Origin of the sequence: Enterocloster clostridioformis, assembly GCF_020297485.1 — a bacterium.
Taxonomy (GTDB): Bacteria; Bacillota; Clostridia; order Lachnospirales; family Lachnospiraceae; genus Enterocloster; species Enterocloster clostridioformis.
Map to the genome: position 1 here is coordinate 2,739,170 of NZ_JAIWZC010000001.1, position 18,892 is coordinate 2,758,061.

18 protein-coding genes and 3 pseudogenes are annotated in these 18,892 nt (G+C 43.8%); 9 read left to right on the forward strand and 12 right to left on the reverse strand.

Annotated elements, in window-relative coordinates; translation table 11 throughout:
* Positions 1 to 487: 487 nt before the first annotated feature.
* The 4 genes and pseudogenes from LA360_RS31335 to LA360_RS13795 all read right to left on the reverse strand — a co-directional run.
* Positions 488 to 2,767: pseudogene (locus LA360_RS31335) on the reverse strand (glycoside hydrolase family 3 protein); the annotation flags it as partial.
* A 675-nt stretch (positions 2,768 to 3,442) separates the two neighbouring features.
* Positions 3,443 to 4,861: pseudogene (locus LA360_RS31340) on the reverse strand (alpha/beta hydrolase domain-containing protein); the annotation flags it as partial.
* Positions 4,862 to 5,800: 939 nt separating this feature from the next.
* Complete coding sequence (locus LA360_RS13790) at positions 5,801 to 5,983, reverse strand: hypothetical protein (RefSeq protein WP_022203498.1); 183 nt, start codon at positions 5,981 to 5,983, stop codon at positions 5,801 to 5,803.
* A 73-nt stretch (positions 5,984 to 6,056) separates the two neighbouring features.
* A complete protein-coding gene (locus LA360_RS13795; protein ID WP_022203497.1) occupies positions 6,057 to 6,194 on the reverse strand; it encodes a hypothetical protein in 138 nt (45 codons plus the stop codon).
* A 147-nt stretch (positions 6,195 to 6,341) separates the two neighbouring features.
* On the opposite strand from LA360_RS13795, the gene LA360_RS31345 reads away from it, so the two are divergent.
* Positions 6,342 to 6,455 carry a hypothetical protein gene (locus tag LA360_RS31345; protein ID WP_022203496.1) on the forward strand — a complete coding sequence of 38 codons (114 nt, stop codon included), beginning with the start codon at positions 6,342 to 6,344 and terminating at the stop codon, positions 6,453 to 6,455.
* Between the two features lie 519 nt (positions 6,456 to 6,974).
* On the opposite strand, the gene LA360_RS13805 is transcribed toward LA360_RS31345, so the two are convergent.
* Positions 6,975 to 7,382 carry a HEPN domain-containing protein gene (locus tag LA360_RS13805; protein WP_022203495.1) on the reverse strand — a complete coding sequence of 136 codons (408 nt, stop codon included), beginning with the start codon at positions 7,380 to 7,382 and terminating at the stop codon, positions 6,975 to 6,977.
* Entirely contained in the window at positions 7,369 to 7,710 is a 342-nt protein-coding gene (locus LA360_RS13810) for a nucleotidyltransferase domain-containing protein (RefSeq protein ID WP_022203494.1), read from the reverse strand. The genes LA360_RS13805 and LA360_RS13810 overlap by 14 nt, the downstream gene beginning before the upstream one ends.
* 297 nt (positions 7,711 to 8,007) lie before the next feature.
* Here LA360_RS13810 and LA360_RS13815 point away from each other — a divergent pair, with 297 nt between their 5' ends.
* The 4 genes from LA360_RS13815 to LA360_RS31360 are packed head-to-tail and all read left to right on the forward strand — an operon-like array spanning position 8,008 to position 9,178.
* Positions 8,008 to 8,238, forward strand: coding sequence for a site-specific integrase (locus LA360_RS13815; RefSeq protein WP_057572864.1), 231 nt, complete (start codon positions 8,008 to 8,010; stop codon positions 8,236 to 8,238).
* Positions 8,228 to 8,542: a hypothetical protein gene (locus tag LA360_RS13820; RefSeq protein ID WP_022203493.1), complete on the forward strand. Its 315-nt coding sequence runs from the start codon at positions 8,228 to 8,230 to the stop codon at positions 8,540 to 8,542. Before LA360_RS13815 ends, LA360_RS13820 begins: the two co-directional genes overlap by 11 nt.
* Positions 8,449 to 8,802 (forward strand): site-specific integrase, encoded by a 354-nt coding sequence (locus tag LA360_RS31355; RefSeq protein WP_334291912.1) that lies wholly within the window; start codon positions 8,449 to 8,451, stop codon positions 8,800 to 8,802. Before LA360_RS13820 ends, LA360_RS31355 begins: the two co-directional genes overlap by 94 nt.
* On the forward strand, positions 8,798 to 9,178 hold the full coding sequence (locus LA360_RS31360; RefSeq protein WP_242857977.1) for a site-specific integrase: 381 nt from the start codon (positions 8,798 to 8,800) through the stop codon (positions 9,176 to 9,178). Before LA360_RS31355 ends, LA360_RS31360 begins: the two co-directional genes overlap by 5 nt.
* A gap of 33 nt (positions 9,179 to 9,211) precedes the next feature.
* Here the strand turns inward: LA360_RS31360 and LA360_RS13830 are convergent.
* The 6 genes and pseudogenes from LA360_RS13830 to LA360_RS13850 all read right to left on the reverse strand — a co-directional run.
* Positions 9,212 to 9,699 (reverse strand): annotated as a pseudogene (locus tag LA360_RS13830) (IS256 family transposase); the annotation flags it as partial.
* Complete coding sequence (locus tag LA360_RS29720; RefSeq protein WP_257789082.1) at positions 9,669 to 9,791, reverse strand: hypothetical protein; 123 nt, start codon at positions 9,789 to 9,791, stop codon at positions 9,669 to 9,671. The pseudogene LA360_RS13830 and the gene LA360_RS29720, both read right to left, overlap by 31 nt.
* A 138-nt stretch (positions 9,792 to 9,929) precedes the next feature.
* Positions 9,930 to 11,450, reverse strand: coding sequence for an ABC transporter substrate-binding protein (locus tag LA360_RS13835; RefSeq protein ID WP_002584895.1), 1,521 nt, complete (start codon positions 11,448 to 11,450; stop codon positions 9,930 to 9,932).
* A gap of 82 nt (positions 11,451 to 11,532) precedes the next feature.
* On the reverse strand, positions 11,533 to 12,357 hold the full coding sequence (locus LA360_RS13840; protein WP_002584894.1) for a carbohydrate ABC transporter permease: 825 nt from the start codon (positions 12,355 to 12,357) through the stop codon (positions 11,533 to 11,535).
* Positions 12,358 to 12,372: 15 nt separating this feature from the next.
* Positions 12,373 to 13,317 carry a carbohydrate ABC transporter permease gene (locus LA360_RS13845; protein ID WP_002584893.1) on the reverse strand — a complete coding sequence of 315 codons (945 nt, stop codon included), beginning with the start codon at positions 13,315 to 13,317 and terminating at the stop codon, positions 12,373 to 12,375.
* Positions 13,318 to 13,336: 19 nt separating this feature from the next.
* Positions 13,337 to 14,827, reverse strand: coding sequence for a sulfatase-like hydrolase/transferase (locus LA360_RS13850; protein WP_022203490.1), 1,491 nt, complete (start codon positions 14,825 to 14,827; stop codon positions 13,337 to 13,339).
* 178 nt (positions 14,828 to 15,005) lie between these two features.
* Here LA360_RS13850 and LA360_RS13855 point away from each other — a divergent pair, with 178 nt between their 5' ends.
* From LA360_RS13855 to LA360_RS13870, 4 genes are all read left to right on the forward strand, one after another.
* The gene (locus tag LA360_RS13855; protein ID WP_022203489.1) at positions 15,006 to 15,875 is read left to right on the forward strand and encodes an AraC family transcriptional regulator; all 870 of its coding nucleotides are present in this window, start codon (positions 15,006 to 15,008) and stop codon (positions 15,873 to 15,875) included.
* A 335-nt stretch (positions 15,876 to 16,210) separates the two neighbouring features.
* On the forward strand, positions 16,211 to 17,524 hold the full coding sequence (locus LA360_RS13860; protein ID WP_225537767.1) for an MBOAT family O-acyltransferase: 1,314 nt from the start codon (positions 16,211 to 16,213) through the stop codon (positions 17,522 to 17,524).
* Positions 17,525 to 17,587: 63 nt separating this feature from the next.
* The gene (locus LA360_RS13865; RefSeq protein WP_112482068.1) at positions 17,588 to 18,082 is read left to right on the forward strand and encodes a helix-turn-helix domain-containing protein; all 495 of its coding nucleotides are present in this window, start codon (positions 17,588 to 17,590) and stop codon (positions 18,080 to 18,082) included.
* Between the two features lie 137 nt (positions 18,083 to 18,219).
* Positions 18,220 to 18,837 (forward strand): transposase, encoded by a 618-nt coding sequence (locus LA360_RS13870; RefSeq protein ID WP_225537719.1) that lies wholly within the window; start codon positions 18,220 to 18,222, stop codon positions 18,835 to 18,837.
* The last annotated feature ends 55 nt before the right edge of the window (positions 18,838 to 18,892 follow it).

Consider the following 18,892-nt stretch of genomic DNA (forward strand, 5'->3'; position numbering starts at 1 on the left):
ATTCATTATTTCGCTGTTCCCCGTTCCAAACGCCATCGTTGTCTACGTACCAGCCATCGATCCAGGTATTTGTTAACAGTTTGCCTAATGTTCCATCGGAAACCTCGTTAAAGTAATACCACTTTCCATCAATTTGATGCCAGCCCACATACATATATCCCTGGGTTCCGTCAGAATATGGATGGAGATAGAACACATGATCGCCGTCCCTAAACCAGCCTGTTGCCATATAACCGTCTTCATGGAAATAGTACCAGCTTACCACATTATTCCATACCAACTGTCTCCACTCTCCATGAGGCCAGCTCTTATCTGTAAACTCAAACCACCAGCCCTTTTCGTCCTGATGCCAAGCACCCGGAGTATTGGATGAGGAGGTATAAACCCTGCCGCCGTTTCCGGAACCGCCGGAACCACTGCTTCCAGAACTGCCGCCGTTCTCACCTGGCGTAGGAACAACCGGTTCTTCCTCATTGTCGTCCACATAAGTAAGTCCAAAACCAAGTTCGTAATAATTGCCCTCACTGTCTTTGTATGCGTACGCTTTTCCATTCTCATCTTTCATGGATGCCGGCATATACTGATCCTTATCATAGCCAGGCACATCATTTGGAGATATGCACACACCGTCCGCATTGACAGCGATCACACTGTCGTCCTTTGGAAGGGTAATGGGCATCTTGCCGGCAGGCTCGTAGACACCTGTTATCACATCCATGGTTGCCGTTGTCAGGGTATCAAAACCAGCCAGGACCACATCTGAATAAGGCTCTACATTACCCAACATCCAGGCCAGGGTAAAGTTTACATTTGTCACAACTTTACCGCCATTAGCTCTTACTGCCTCTGAGATCGCCTTGATGGATTCTACATTCTCAATAGTGGATTCCGTATGAGTGTCCGCCACCGGGCGCCCTTCATCATCCACATCATGGACGATCTTATCCGTACATATATCCAGCTCAAGGTATCCCTTTGTTGCAGAGAAATAGTTGCCGGAGGATGGATTTACAAACAGTAATGCATAGTCTGCTTCGTGATAATTGTTGGTAAGGCTGATGTTGTAATCCCCGGACATAATGCTTCTCTGAAGCTCTGAAGTTGTGCTGGCCGAATTACTCTGTCCAAAGTACTGGATATAAACTTTCTTCCCTGTCAGCTTATCAGCAGTCAATGGAAGGGTTCCTTCCCCATCTTTTAAGAGAACCACTGATTTCTGATGGGCCTCATATGCTTCATCCCAGTTGTCCTGGTTATCTACAGTCTCTTGAGCAGTATCCGGATCGCGATATGGATTCTCAAAAAGACCGAGATCAAACATTTCTTTTAACAGCCGCACATTGGACTGGTCAAGCGCTGCTGTTGTCAATGTCACATCCGCCACCTCATAACCTGCAGGAACTACACCTTCAGTCGTATAATAGTCAGATTTTCCGCCATCAGGGCCTCTGTTCCAAGCCTCAATGATCGAATTAACATCATTTGTATCACTTATAATATCTGTTCCCACATTGATCGCCAATGCATTTCTTTCAGGAACATCCAATTCCTCAACTCCCCAGCACATATTGCCGGTAATACCGCTGTCGCTGTTTACATATCCCTCATGACCTATCTGCTCACGGAGGATATCGTTGATAAATACCTTATTAAACGCAAACCCTACAGGAACCATGTCAATGGGATTGCCTTCCAGGTCATACTGTGTTTCACTCTTTTCAGCTGCCGGTTTTGCATAGTATGGCATGATAGAAGATACACGGTTTTCCACTGCCTTGATAAATGCCGGAAGGTGATACTTCTCTAAGCTGCCTTCAGTCTGATATACATTCCACTGTCCCTGTGAATAATGGGGATCGAAACCGTTCTCTCTTGCACCGCCTCCTGGGAAATGTTTTACAGTCAAGGCAACACCATCTGCCTGCACACCATCCGAACCGTTCTGGAATCCCTCAACCAGCCTTCCAATAATATCGCTGATCAATTCAGGATCCTCTCCAAACGTTCCGTAGGTCCTCTGCCATCTGGGATCTGTCATGGTATCTGCCATGTACATATATCCCTTCTTTAAGCCTGACGCATCCCATTCATTTCTGGCAATCTCTGCAAAACGGCTGATAAGACCCGCATCTCCTCCACGGGCAATATCTCCCATAACCGCTGCCGCCAGGCCTAATGTGCCAGGCCATGTGGAGAATACTCCTGATGCATCATTCATACCAAACGTCATCTGTCCATTTTCATTTCTGGAATTAGAAGCCACAACAACCGGAATTCCCAGTTCTGTCTTTTCTGCCACCAGGTTCATCTGGTTGATCCAGGAAGCCATATCCTCAGGTTCCGGATTTTGACGCAGTATAAAATGCCTCAGCCCCCAGTCCACAATCGCTTCTGTTGTGCCCAGTGTGCGTGACACACCGAAAATTTCGGAAGACATGTCATCTGTGTTGGAGGTTTCATCCAACAGGCCGGTTGCTTCGTCAGGGTTAGAGCTATAGATTCCCATACCTCTGGAGTTAATAACCATCATTCCTGCTTTGTCCTGGAGCGTCATCTTTTCAACCAAATCTTTTGCTCGTGTTTCATCGTCTTCCCGCCAGTCTTCGTACACGTCCAGGATACCATTACCATTGGAATCTTTAAAGTACATGCCGTCTTGCTCAATAATGCTCTTCGCAGTGGCGCCAATGGTTGGCCCGTTACCGTTTTCCCTATAAATAATACTGTCATACCATGCCGCAACTGAATCGTCTGATGCTACAGGAATCGTGGAATCGATATCGTTAAGCACCATAAGCTTCTTGGGCTCAGCTATCTCATAAAGTCCGTCCACACCTACTGCATCCACCTTAAAACCATAGAAACGCTTAAATACATTCGTATATGTATATGCGCATGAATTATCCGCTTTCTTGATTCCAAGGTACAGTTTAGAAGGATTTTGTCCTAATAATTTCTCTGATAAGGAGGCGGTTTGGCTGATGATATCCCAGATAAGGCCGTTCTCCTGTCTTGTGGGGTCTGCCTCCTTCTCCAGAACCTTCCAGCTGCATCCATACTTCTCAGCCGCATCTGCATCTGCCGTAATACCAATATAGGCAATTCCTTTGGCTTTGAGTTTTGTTATATCAAACTCTGTATCATTATTAGATATAAGTCCAATCACTGCCTTGCCATTGAAATTATCCGGTATGCAGACCCTGACATAGTTGGTATATGCCTGGGCAGGCTTTCTGATATAAGGTATATCCTCCAGCAATACACCATAGATATTGGCAGTACCGCTCACTTTATATATCGATTCCTTATATCCGTCTTTTTCTTCCACATCACCTACCATCATAATGGAAGGCTCACTTTTCATGGATTCTTCAATATTAGTAAACCATGAGGGACGATATCCAAATATGGGCTGATTTTCCGCTATGGACATCATACGCTCACGTTCTTCCTCTATTAGATAGCCTTCTGCAATCGCATCATCCAAAGCGGACTCGTACTGATCCAGATAGTCCTCTCTATCTGCATACAGATCTTCCAACTCCTCTCTGGATATATATACCATGGAGCCGCCGTCTGTAGAGTAGTTTCCATTAACGCCTCCATAATACTTCGCTACAGGCACCGAAATCTGGGGAGGTACAATACCCTCTGTCAGGTTTCCATAGTCATCTCTTGCATCCAGGCCGATATCATCAGCCCGGAAACCGGCCGGCATATCCCCGCCATCCGTCCATTCAATGAGGTTTGCCAAAACAGAGTTGACATAGGAATCCATATTAAGATCCGTGTTTGTATTGGGACGCCCTGTATCCTTATCTGTCTTCATCGCCGGATAATACCCTGCCGGACGCCCTGCCTGGATCTGAAGTTCATCCGTCAGATCCGGCGGGAAAATCTTGGATGAGTGGGCTCCGCCTGCGATCACGTAATGGCGGTACATATTCTCTCCCGGCTCATCGCCGTCTTCTTTAATATAATTGGGATTTATTTTAACGCAGGCACTGTAATCATTCTCGCCCTCCACCAATATATATGGCACTGGTGAATCATACGGTGCGGCAAAGCTTCGGGTTTTGCCGCCGCTGCTAAGGGCTGAGTCCGCAAATGCTCCAACTACATTAACAAAGCCATCAAAAACAGCATCTCCCTCCCCCTCATCAGAATTATAATCTATTCCCACTGCATTGGCTTGTCCAAAGCAGTTAACAAACGTGTTTAGATACATACCTGACTGTGACTGCCCCATGAGGAATACCTTGTCTGCCGTATTCCCCCCCAACAGATCACAATTCTGCTGCTTTAGCATAACACCTAACTGACCTAACATATCCCAGAACAAACCGTTCCTGTCATCGTCATTCAGGCTGCTGGCGCCCCATTCCAGTTCTGCATACCGCTTGGAATCAAATTTCTTAAGAGATTCCACATTGCAGTATTTTGAAGTGATTCCCACATAGGCATATCCATTCCTCATAAAATAGTCGTAACTTCTGCGCCAAATATCGGGTAGATCCACTTTACTGCTGGCATTCAGTATATCCACAAAAACCACACCGTTAAAATCAGCTGATTCTTCCGGCATATACACAAATACCCTATTAACGTAGTCCTGCTCCTTTGGCCTGGTTGCATTGCTGGATGTTGCAGTCACCACTTTATGGTCGTCTTTTAAATCATAGACATGCGCTTTTCCTTTCAGGAAATACTCTGTCTCTTTATAATTATATTTATCAGTAAAACCAATATCCTGCTTTGTTCTTCCGTTTTTCTGGCTTAGATACATGAAACTGTCATCTGTTTCAGAAATTTTCTCATAAACAGGCGTATCGTTATATGTAATAATTACCCTCTCCAGCATCTCATCATCCAATGAATTATTACGGCTAGCTTCACTGGGAGTTGCCTTTGTGGCCTCGCTGGGAGTTGCGGTCTTTTCTTCCTTTAAGCCTAAAGAGACAGATACACCTGCACCCTTGATTGCATCTTTCTCTCCAGTTACGTCTTCTAACTTGTCCGGAGCATCGGCGTCCGGTGTCTCCGGAGCATCGGCGTCCGGTGTCTCCGGAGCATCGGTGTCCGGCGTCTCCGGATTATCAGTTTCCGGTGTTCCCGGGTTATCAATGTCCGGCGTCTCCGGGTTATCAGTTTCCGGTGTCTCCGGGTTATCAATGTCCGGCGTCTCCGGGTTATCAGTTTCCGGCGTCTCCGGGTTATCGGTGTCCGGTGTCTCCGGGTTATCTGTTTCCGGTGTCTCCGGGTTATCGGTGTCCGGTGTCTCCGGGTTATCGGTTTCCGGTGTCTCCGGGTTATCGGTGTCTGACGTCTCCGGATTATCGGTGTCTGACGTGTTAACTTCTTCTCTTTCAATCTCTTCAGCGTAAGAATTAAAGGGCCTTATACCCCCCCCCCCCAGCTGCAACACTATTTCCTACTCCTAGACTCGATCCCATCATAGAAGCGGCAAGAACTAAAGCCATAACTGGTTTTAATCTTTTTTTCATAAACCTTTGCTTACCCCTTTCTTAATCTTTGCATTTCATCCTTTTCGCGATTAAGGAATGAAATACAAATAAAAATACGGTCTGGCCATACTCGCATTAACAAAATGTTAACATTTATAAATATTATATAAATATTTCTATACATAATAAATAGTAAGTTTTTAACATTTCTAGTACTATTTTGTCTTTTGGCACATATTTCAAGCATTATTTTGCATTACATTGAGCATTTATCCCAATACATGTCATAATATAATTTTCCGTCACAACAAAATCGGACAATAGACAGTAATCATTCATACGCACCAGTTCTTCATCCGTGGATGATTGTGTCCCTGTCCCCTCCTCACAGTAATCAAGCCATATGCAGCGACAGTAATTGCACCTTTAAACATGGACAAAATCCAGTCCATGGTTTCGAAATAATTCATTTTAATCGGATCCACATTCCTGTCTGCCATCCTTTTCATTCGTTTCATTTTGAACTTCCTGTATGACGTAAAGCAGGAATTCCTCCAGGGTAGGTATTTTCCCTCTCCGAGGTATCCGGCTTTAAAGTTTACTCACTTCCTCATTTTGTGGAGTCATGAAGGCCTCCATAATGGCTAACTCCATCTCCCTCTTAACCACCTCATCACCCACTCCATACCATCCAGCGATTTCCTTAATCAAGCTTTTCATGGTCTGCATGTTCCATCCTCCTGTGCGCATAATGTAAACACCTATAAAATGATATTATATGCGATTTTATCGTGTATTTTAACAGATTTAAGCGTTATAATCGCTCGTTATGCAACTTATTATGAATTATGATTACTCACACAGGAGGTGGGTTACATGGATGAACAATATATATGCAACCGCATCACACAGCTCCGTGAGGCCAGAAATATCTCTGAACGCAAAATGAGCCTGGATCTTGTCACAGTACCAGCTATATCCGAAGCATAACCTCTTGACGTTCCCTTCCTTCCATGGGTGAATTCCTTTATATCTGCGAATATCTTGACGTAACGCCCATGGAGTTTTTTAATGAGGACCGGGAATATTCCCCTCTCCAAAAAAGAGCGATGGATTATATCTACACCCTATCCGATGATGATATTCAACTAATGATTGGTTTAATTGAACGTATCAAAAGGAACCGATAAAATATCCTTCAATGCAACCCTGAAAAAATCCCTGACAGAAGATACCTTTCACATCTGCCAGGGATTAATAATTCATTTTCTTCGATATTTATTGGTGTCAAAAGGCGCCCCAGCCAAGCCGGAGCGCCCTTAATTGCGTCACTATTCGCTTAAAAATACTTCTTGCTTCCCCTTATATTAAGGGTGTTTCATACTGTCCCGCTATGTTTTACCACTTACTGAGAATCGCATAATTACGTTGTTTGCAGCTTATAGCATATTACATTTTATTACCCTTTCCTCCACAAATGGAGTCAAATTGGAGTCAGGAAAGAATCCGCTATTTTCCAAAGGAAGACACATACTGCTCCACTGCGTTCAATACTAACTCGGCAGCGTCAATTTGTTCCTGGGCTTCTTCAACGGAGGCGATATAGAACTCGTCATAATCACTGGCGTGACGAATCTCCTGGGCCCTGCCAATCCTGCGGCCGAGCTGTCTGGAAAATTTCTCTGTCTTGACGTATTCTTTATTAAAATATGCAATTGTGTCCTTATGCCGCTTAAAAGCAACCTGCTCCAAGGCTAATACTGCTGTAATTGAGTGATAGATTGAATAATACGCCCTGTTATTAGCTGCTCTGAAATGCTTGCCGATAAAATCATCCTTTGCAGTTGCCAAATCCTCCTTTGCAACTGTAAGACGGTGAAGAGCAAGGTCCCTGGGATTACCACTATTGGGCGACATACAATTCGACCCCCTCATTTTTCACATTCTTATAAAAAGGGTCAGCCGGAAGCCAGTACTGGAAATGATTTACATTTTTTACAATCGGCATAATCATAATGTCATGGTCCAGATTAAAATCAAAGGTTATATCAGAAACCATACGCCCTTTCTGTTTTATGGTATCCTCCGTTGAATCCACCAGAATCATAATATCTATATCTGAGGATTCGGTATAATCTCCCCTTGCATAGGAACCATACAAAATAACGGCCTTTAATTCACTCCCATATATCTCATGTATTCTATTCACATACTGAAAAAGCACATCTTGAGTCTGGCTTTGCAAAATACCACTTCCTCTCTGTTTTTTAGGGATATATCACAACTGTATCTATTTTCATTATATCCGATTGATAGATACCTTACAACATTTTCCGGAATCTAAACAGAAAAATATCAATTGATTCTCAATCTTCCTTCAAGAACCTCCATTATAACATCTATATCCTTCCTTGAATAATGGTTATATACGTCCATAGTAATCCTTATATCGGAATGGCCCATAATCATTTGACTTGCTTTATAGTCGTGTACAACTGCACATAAGCGGCTGCAAAATGTATGTCGTTAAAAATCCAAACGTTTGGATTTTATCCGGCACAATTACGCAATACAGAACACCAACTCATGGATTTCCGCCGGCTTCGACTTTATCGACAAGCTGCTTTATCTGAGCAAGAGCATGGGGCATACATCCCTGGACAGCACACGCTATTATTATTCGATAGTCCCTGCGCTGGCAGGCATCATCGAGGAAAAAAGCGAAGGCAGTTTCGATGACATCATACCGGAGGTGCCAGACTATGAAGAATAAAACTGCCGAGCCGTTGGAACTGGCGCACTATATCAACAAATTTCTTTCCGAGTATGCGCCATCGCATCTGACAAACAGCGACAATACCCTGGATTCTTACGGGACTGCCCTTACGCTGTATATGGGATACCTGGAAACGCAGCGCGGCATCACGCCGGATAAGTTCAGCCCGGAGTGCTTCGACCAGCAGCATATCGAAGGCTGGCTGGAATGGCTGTCCGGGGAAAGGAAGTGCGGCGCCGGGAGTGTACCGAAAAACTCCTCCTCTCAAAAGTGGAGTATGGCGTGTGTTATGGATATGTGAAGCATTGTAGAACAATTCTCAAAGATCTTATCCTTTTCTTTGACGCAATCGGTATCCATGCTCCGGAAGAAGTAAGTTACACCCATTTAGAGCGGTTCATCAATTCACTGGTTGGCTGGTCCGCTTCCACAGTACGCAGCAGAATCAGCCTGGTACGCATGTACTTTCGTTTCCTTTTCCTAAACGGCGATATCAAGGAACCGAGCACGTCTTGGCCTGCGCTTAGGGGATATCCGGGAACTGAAGCTTTCAGACATTGACTGGCAGGCGTGCACCCTGACTATCATACAGAACAAGGCGAAGGAGCCGCTGACACTGCCTGTCCCCGATGATGTGGGCTGGGCAGTCATTGACTATCTAAAGAATGGACGCTCCGTCACGGAAAGCAAAAATGTTTTTGTCCGGCATGTTCCGCCTTATAACAGTTTTGCCATCACAAGCAACCAGCACAATATCATAAACAAAGCACTGTCCGATGCTGGGATTACATACCGCGGTAAGCCCAGCGGCTTTCATACATTAAGGCATTCACCGGCCCCCTGGCAGCACATTTTTACGGTATTGTGGAGGAACGGCACCGGATGGGTTTCAAGTTTGGAGAAGAAGAACGGCTCCTGCATGAACTGGACAGGATGAGTGTGGAGTTCGACTGCCAGGAAGGGCTTCCCGAAGAACATCCCAGTTGTCGTGCCAGCGCTTCATAGAATTCGGATATTTCGGCGTCCACTTTTGCTTCATAGAATTCGGATATTTCGGCGTCCACTTTTCTGTCACCTTCTCCAGCGCTTCCAGGGCTTTCTCCTCGTTCGCAGCGTGGTAGATAGTTTTCAGATCTGTGGAGACGGCTTTCCGGTCTTTGTCAGAGACATATTTGAGTGTGTTGCGTACCATATGCGCGATGCAGCGCTGCTGCTCCGTCTTCGGGAATGCTGCCGATATGGCCTCCTTAATGCCCGTGAGTCCGTCTGAACAGAGGATGAGGATATCTTTCACTCCGCGGTTCTTCAGCTCATTCAGGACAGAGAGCCAGTACTTGGAACTCTCATTTTCCCGATTTGTATACTTAAAACTTCCTTTTTCCCTTCCGGCGTAAAGCCAAGGATGACATAGGCGGCAAGCTTGCGGATCACTTTGTTCTCCCAGACAGAATAAGATATCCATCAGCGTGTCGGATATCTGGCTGGTGGTCATGCCTTTTGCCCTCCGTCATAACTACCTTGTGTACAGGTTGCTTTTCTCTTCTCGCCATAATAATAGGCCTCCTTATGATAATAGATTTTATCATAGAAGACCTACTGCTTGATAGCTATTCCAATAAAAACTTTCATACTCCTAAATAGGCCGGAGTACAAAATGGCCCCCACAATATCGCGGAGGCCACAATCTGTTATTTTAATGCTTCATAATCAGCGTCCGTATAATCTTCTTCCAGATTCCAATTATCAAATTCCAACTCTCTATAATCCATTCCCACTGCTTCACACGCACGCTTCCATTCTGTCGTAGTATCTTCCGCAAGTTTCCGCAGTGCACTATCATAATCTGTAATGCTCCGACTCAGCACGCCCTGCATAATTGCCCCTAGGCTCGGCTGAACATCTTTTACTTCTGAATAAAATGCGTTTGCCTTTTCAGCTCTCTTTGCTATTGTCGGAACTATCTTTGCTGTTGCATTTGCAATCGTATAGTAGTCCTTCATAATAGCGTTTGTCATATACTGTTCATTAATTTCAGGAATAACTGATACAAACACACCATCCTCTACGCAACTGGACTGATATCCAAACTCCTCACTATAAAGAGCCATCAGATAATCCACCGCTTCCTGCGGATGTTTGGACTGGCTATAAAGTCCCATCCACGGGGAAAGCTCTCCCTGCTGCACATACGTGTCTTTCACACCATCAGGAACCGGAACAGCCATTACTCCATAATTCAAATCCGGATCATTAATCCCCCATTGAGAAATGCACCACATTCCTTGGCAAAGGAATCCTGCCTGTCCTTGAGCAAACAGTTCCCTCGCTTCCGGTGCGCTGATATTTACAGTATCCGGATGAATGCTTCCGTCATCTTCAAGCTGAGCAAATAACTGCATTACACCTTTTACCGCATCCGTATCATATGGGGCCATTCCTTGATCCGTCAATACTTTCTGAGTAGCCGCAATCTTGCCACCTGCCGCTGCTGCCATTGATCTGGTCAAAACATCCAAACGGTTTATCTGTTTTCCACCATCAATCAAACCGTAAACATTTCCATTTCCATATTTAGTAATTTTTTTGCATGCTTCGCGAAATTCTGAATATGTTTCCGGAATTTTATCTACTCCCGCTGCGCTAAGCACATCTTTATTATAGAAAAACAGGCACTGGATTGTAGGCATAAGCTCCGTAATCGTATACCACTGATTTCCTTTATGTGTTACACCTTCACTGAACGATTTCGGATCGAACTTTTCCGCAAAATTATCCATTACATAATCATTAATCGGCTGAAACCAATCCTCCTGAAGCGCTGTATCCAAAGTCATTCCCACCGGAATCGGGAAAAGATCAGGACCATCTCCAGATTTAATCATAGTCACAATCGTATTCTTGAATTGATCTACCGTCAACTGTGTATACTCAATATTGATATCTGGATGAACTTCCATATACTTTTTATGAAATTCTTTTCTCTGCGGAGCAGATCCGTCACTCCAATCCACAATGCGAATCGTAACTTTTCCATCCGTATTCTGATCCGCTGAAACTACCTTATCACCTACTTCTCCTGCCGTCCCCGAATTACGCACTGATGATTTTTCTTTCTTCTCATCCGTCTGAATTGCAGGCATTGCACAGCCTGTAGTGACCGCTACTGCCAAAAGTGCTGCTAAAGCGCATTGCCCCCATCTCTTCTTCATGTCCTACTCCTTTCACACTTTGTTAGTGTTTTATATATTTTTACTACTATTTTCTGCCTAAATATCTAAAATTCTTCTTTTGTCAACTCTTTACTGCACCTGCAATTCCTTCCACGAAATGGCGTTGAAGGATGATGAACAGAATGATAACGGGAATAACCGCAATCGTACCGCCCGCTGCAATTCCAGTCCAATCTACAGTATTTTCGCCTTTAAATGCATAAAGTCCAACCGCCAGTGTTCTCGAAGCAGGATTGTTTAAAGTCAATACCAACGGAAGCATAAATGCATTCCAAGTCCAAATCGTCTCCATAATTACTACAGTCGTTGCAATCGGTTTGCACAAAGGCATCATAATATTAAAGAAAATTCTGAAGAAACTGCATCCATCAATTTTAGCTGCTTCTTCCAATTCCATTGGAATAGAGGCAAAAAAGCTTGTAAACAGCATTAAGAAAATCACATGCGCTCCACCGGCCTGTGCAAGAACCAAACCTGTTTTGGTTCCCGTCAGATGCATACCCTTTACCACTTCATATGTGGGAATAATGGTACTGACCAACGGGATTGCAATGCTGCCCACAAAAATTCCCATCATCAAGTTTCTTCCCACAAATTTATAACGCCCCATTGCATAACCGGCAAGCATCGTAATAATCAGAACCAACACTACAGCAAAGCACGTCACAACTACCGTATTCAAAAAATAACTGCCAAAATTAGCTTTTACCCAAATACGTTTAATATTATCCAATGTCGGTGCTTGTGGAATCAAGCCTAAACGATTATTAAAAAACTCGTTCTGACTCTTAAATGATGCGGAAATCATCCAAAGAAACGGATAGACCCAAATCAACCCGATTGCCAGCAATACCAAATGGTTTATTCCTTTTTTTACCCAACTCATAACCTCTCCTTATCATCAATTTTTCTTATCTAGATGTACTTTGACTCCATTCAAAATCACACCCACAACAATTACCACTGCTCCGAAGAAAAGTGCTGCAGCGCTGGCATATCCCAGCCTTGGCATCCCGATTTCACTTGAAAATGCAGAGCGATAAACATAAGTTGCAATTACATCCGTTGCATAATAAGGTCCACCTTCTGTCATTGTTTTTACAATATCGAAAACCTTCAAAGAATTGATTACACATAAAGTTGCTATCACTCCCCCTACCGGAGCAATCAAAGGAAGGACAATATGAATAAACATCTGTACCCGATTTGCTCCATCTACTGTCGCCGCTTCATATACATCCTTTGAAATACCTTGCAGGCCTGCAAGCCAATAAATCATGTATGTTCCGCAATCTTTCCAAAGCGAAATCAGCACTAACGACGGCATTGCCCAAGCAGCATTTCCAAGAAAATTAATTGGTTTCCTCAAAAGATGAAAGCTCATTAAAATGTGATTAACCGGTCCCTGCACTCCCATAATAAAAATCATGATAATACCAACCACAGATGCCGTAGTAACAACAGGAATAAAATACATGGTACGGTAAACTCCACGACCCTTTAATTTCTCATCGTTAAGCAAATAAGCAAGAATAAGCGATACGGCCAATTCCAACGGAACAATCATAACTGTATATTTAATACTATTTAAAAAAGCATTCCAAAACAGCTTATCTGTAAGCAATTCCTTATAATTTGACAACCCCACAAATCGTGCTGTCCGTGTTAATCCCGACCAGTCAAGCAACGAATACACAATACTGCAGACAATCGGATAACCCTGAAATAGAATATAAAAGATAACCGCCGCAGCCATAAAAAGCCAGCACCACGCATTTAACACTAACTTATCTTTTCTTTTTCTCTTCTGAACTCTTAATTCAAGCTCTATTGTGTTCGATTCCATAATCCCCCGTCTCCCTTCCCTATAACTTCTTTTTCCTGGTTGCGGATTCCATCGGAAGTCCCGTATCATAATCCAATTGCCGAGGCTCATATTCTTCATTCTCTCTCTGTCTTGTATACCCCTCATTATCCCAGTCTGGTACAAAATCTTTCCTCCATGGCCGCATGCGCCACTGATAACCCCTGTATAAATCTCTGGTGTTATTCATATGTTCAATCAATCTTTCATGCATGGCATTTCTGGCCTCTGCATAATTTTCATCGTTAATCAGGTTATTCATCTCATATTTATCTTTTTCCAAGTCATAGAACTCATCACTGTCCAGCAGATGAATCACCAGCTTATATCGTTTGGATATTGCTGCTCTCATAATCTGCAGCCCGCCGAACCCATCATGGTCAATCTCATATCTGGTAAACTCTGTATATACCACATCATTGATTTCTTTGGATGTATCATAAATCTGCGGAAGCATGCTTTTACCTTCCAGCAGCTTTGGAATAGGAAGTCCAAAATAATCCATTATGGTCGGAACAATATCAATATGGGATGCCATTGCATCTTCCACGCACCCACTTGCACCCCCCTTGATGATTAACGGGATGTTTGCTACTTCTTTGTACGCTGCCGCATTTTTTGAGAACAATCTATGTGCCCCAAGCATATCTCCATGGTCAGATGTAAAGATTACCATTGCATCCGGCGCTACCTCTTTAATCTTATCGAGTACCCGTCCAATCTCATAATCCACAAAAGAATTACAGCCCAGGAATAAAGATAGGCCATCAGAAGACTTATTAATCTCGTCTTTTGCGGCATGCAGTTTTTTTCCTGCCCAAAGACGCTGCATAAATGGTTTCTTAGAAAGGTCATCCTGAAAATTCGGACAATCATCAAACTTAAATCCATCATACATGTGATTAAACGGAGCCGGGCAGAGGGATGGACCATGAGGCTCATCATAGGACACACTCAGAAAGAAGTCCTTATCTTTATATGTCTCCAGATATTTAATTGCACGCTCTGAGCACCGATATGCGTAAGTAAACTTTTCTGAAAAGTCTATTTTATATGATTCTTTCGAATCTCTGGATTTTACTTTATCTTCATCACTCAACTCATCTAAATATGTTTTCATGTCATACCAGTAGTCTGGATTCCAACCTTCCGGGCAATGTCCGTTTCCAAAATAATCCGAACCGTCCAGATGCCATTTCCCAATATAGCCACATTCAATATTATTATCACTAAGTCTCTGACCTATCGTCTTTATATTATCTCCCATAGCGATACTATTGGTTACCATGCCGTTTGTATGCGGAAACGTCCCTGTAAAGATTGCACTTCTGGCCGGGCCGCATACCGGCTGACAGGTATATGCATTCTCGTAACGGATTCCCTCTTCAGCCAAACGGTCCAAATTCGGTGTTTTCATCTTTGGATTACCATAACAGCCAACCATATCTTTCCTGGTTGTGTCTGTCATCAAAAAAATACATTGTCTTTTCACTTGCCGCCTCCTCTGTTAATTAAGTTTATCATGAATGATTCTGCTTATTTACGACACCAGTATAGTGCGTATAGAGCTGTATTCCCATATCCAATCATAAGTTTTACATGGACAATTCTGTTTTTATCTGTTATATTTTTTAGCAGAAGAGATTTATTATAAGGAAGAAGGAAGTATTATGATAAATGTTTCAGGTCACCTAAGAAACGAAAGACGCACAACCGGCTTCGCAGACTACTCTAGTCCACTGTCTATCAACTGTTGTGGAATGCAGATTTTCAAAACAAAAGATTACTCTCAGAACCGTTCCGCAGGCAGAGTCGATTATCAGCTCATATATATCCACAAGGGGGCCGGACACTATTATCTAAATAAGGAATGGAAAGCATTGGGGGCTGGAAATATTCTTCTCTTTCAACCGCAAGAACCCCAAACCTATTCCTATTTCGCCAAAGACCATCCCGAAATTTACTGGATTCATTTCACCGGCTATGACTGTAAGAATATCATTAAGAAGTATAACCTCCATAACTTTTATATTGGAGAACACCCCCTGTTAAAAACCCTTTTCCAAGAGACTATCATGGAATTACAACTGAAAAAGACATTTTGGGAAGATGTTGTTTTAAGCAATTTTCTTCAAATACTTGCTATCATAGCCCGGGCACATCAACAGATTCTTTCTCCTTTAGGAAATGACTTTTCTATCGATTGCCTCGTTATGCAGCTTAATCAAAAGTACAAAGAAAACTGGAATGTACAGTTAATGGCTCAATACTGCAAATTAAGTGTGGGATATTTTTCTCACATATTTAAAAAACGTATGGGAGTCGCACCTATGCGTTATCTGACCGAACTTCGAGTCAACAAAGCAAAAGAACTCATAGCTACCAATACAATGAACTTGTCCACCATTGCCCCCTTAGTAGGTTACTCTGATCCTCTTTATTTCAGCCGGGTATTTAAAAAGACTACCGGAATTCCTCCAACAGAATTCCAGCAGTCCTTGCTTACTTCCAATACCCCTGAGTGGTGGCCCGATAGATAATTGGGTCACTATTTTTTTACTATTGTACATTCCAAACCGCTAAGGGATGGTTCCCCATCCTGCCACGTATAGCTGGCTACTCCTTGTGTCTGCAGAAAATAGTCTATTATTACATAAAAAGAAACCATTGTACATATCTATCGCATTGTAAAAGGCTGCTAAGTTGTTCGCTATAGTACTATATAAAATTTTACATTTTAATGAAACCTTTTTACTTCTCGCTCCGTCTAATCTAAATGAGCCCCATACTGTACTTACTGGAGGAATGAAAAATGGTTTTCAGCAGCCTTGTTTTCCTATTTCACTTTCTGCCCCTGTTTTTACTGCTGTACTATATGTGTCCGGCAAAATGGAAAAACGCCGTTCTGTTTGCCGGAAGCCTTATATTCTACATCTACGGCGTAAAAAATGAGCCCTGGTACTTTTTCTTATTACTGCTGTCCGTCCTGGTAAATTACCATATCGGCCTCCTGCTGGGACGGCGCAGATGGCCTGAACGCCGGAAAAAATGGCTGATATTCGGAATCTGCTATAACCTGTTCTGGTTGTTCCTATTTAAATATTCCGGCTTTTTTGCAGGAAATCTAAATTGGATCCTCCAAAAAATAGGGATTGGATTTTCCATCCGGCTTCCGGATCTTCCACTGCCTGTCGGAATCAGCTTTTACACCTTTCAAGCCATCTCCTACCTCGCTGATGTTTACAGAAAAGATGCCTTTCACGAAACTTCCCTTATCAACTACGGCATGTATATCACCATGTTTCCACAGCTAATTGCTGGTCCTATCGTCACTTACGCTTCCGTACGTAAGCAAATCCACCGGCGCAGCCATAACCTGAAAAATGCTGAAAGCGGCTTGCGGGAATTTACGATTGGCCTGGGGCTCAAAGTTCTTCTAGCCAACCAGGTTGGGCGGCTGTGGAGCCAGGTAGGCGCCATTGGCTATGAGAGTATTTCCACTCCCCTTGCCTGGCTGGGCCTGGCCGCATTCAGCTTTCAGATTTACTTTGATTTTTATGGCTACTCCCTGATGGCAAAGGGACTTGGACAATTGATGGGATTTTCTCTGCCGGATAATTTCAACTATCCGTATCTGTCCCTGTCCATGACCGAATTCTGGCGTAGATGGCACATGACCCTGGGCGGTTGGTTCCGGGACTACATCTACATCCCACTGGGCGGCAGTCGCTGCGGCAAAGGCGCAACGATTCGCAATATGCTAGTGGTCTGGCTGCTGACCGGATTCTGGCACGGGGCAAGCTGGAATTTTATCCTATGGGGAAGTGTCATTTTCCTGCTCATGTTCATCGAGAAGATGGGGCTGAAACATCTACTGGACGGCTGTCCCCTAATCGGGCATCTCTATATGATGATGGTCATCCCACTGACCTGGCTGAGCTTTGCAGTGACGGATCTGGTGCAAATGAAAATTTATTTTCTGCGCCTGTTCCCCTTTCTCGCTCCTGAAAAACAGTCTCTTTATTTTGCAGGAGATTTCCTGAAATATGGCCGGATTTACGCGCTGTCCTTGACTCTCAGCCTAATCTTTATGACACAGCTGCCTCGTAAACTATACAAACAGTGGAAGCGCTCCTTTCTGACTGCGGTAATCCTACTAGTACAGCATTGCCAAAATAATAATGAATAGACGTTGCTTTTTTATTGTAGTCGGTGCATAATAATTCTATCACTAAAGAATGGATGGGTTATTATGCGAAGGAAAACAATTGATACTATCCCGGTTTTATCTGATGCCATGAAAAACATATTATCTGCTTTTTCAAAAAGCCGCTCCCTTCCGTCAGGACTGGTCAAAAGAGCCAGCATTGTCCTGCTTGCGTCACAGGGGGAACTCAACCAGAATATTGCACCACAGGTCGGGCTTCATTATAATAATATTGCCACCTGGCGCAGTCGGTTCCTCGCGGCGCTCCCAGCCTTGCGGAGGATTGAAATGGACGACCCGAAAAAGCTTGAAGATGAGATACGGGCAGTCCTGTCCGATAAAAAACGCCCCGGTGCCCCGTCTGTTTTTACGCCGGACCAGATCATGCGGATCATCGACCTTGCCTGCAGCAGCCCAAATGATTTTGGGTACGAAGTAAGCCAGTGGAGTCTCCCGCTGTTAGTGGCAGAAATTAAAAAGCAGGGGATCGCTGAACAGATTTCTGAGAAATCTGTCAGCCGTTTTTTAAAAATGAGGTAGATTTACATCCCCACAAAATCCGTTACTGGCTTCATTCTTCGGAAAAGACGGAAGCCCCGGAATCTTTTGCGCGGAAAGTAAACGAAATCTGCGGCCTGTACCAGAGTGCCCAGGAACAAAGCCGGGAAGGTGCACACATTGTTTCCACGGATGAAATGACCGGGGTACAAGCGCTGGAACATAAATATCCTGACAAGCTCCCATTACCCGGCCAGTGCGCCAAAATGGAGTTTGAGTATATCCGCCATGGCACGACCAGCCTCATCGGGTTCTTTGATGTTGCAACGGGCCGTATGGAAATGCCGTATTTAAACTCCACACGCACAGAAGAGGATTTTGTGGAAGCCGTGAAAGCATTGGTAGGGACAGACCCGCAAGCCCCATGGACATTTATATGCGATGGCCTAAACACCCATAAATCGGAAGCCCTTGTCCGCTTTGTGGCAGAAGCCTGTGCCCTTGGCGTGGAACTGGGCAAAAAAGGGAAAACAGGGATCCTTAAAAGTATGGAAAGCCGAGCGGATTTCCTGCATGACCCTTCCCACCGGATCCGCTTTGTCTATACTCCGAAACACAGTTCCTGGATGAACCAGATTGAGATATGGTTTGGCATCATTAACCGGAAGCTGCTGAAGCGGAAAAGCTACCTATCAATAGAAGAACTGGAAGCAAGCATCCTGCGCTTTATTGAACAATACAATCTTACAGCACACCCATTTAAGTGGACATATGCCGGGATACCATTAGTAATTTAATCACTGATATTTAAGCAATGCTGTACTAGCCGTTTTCTGGCTCTGCGTTTACTTT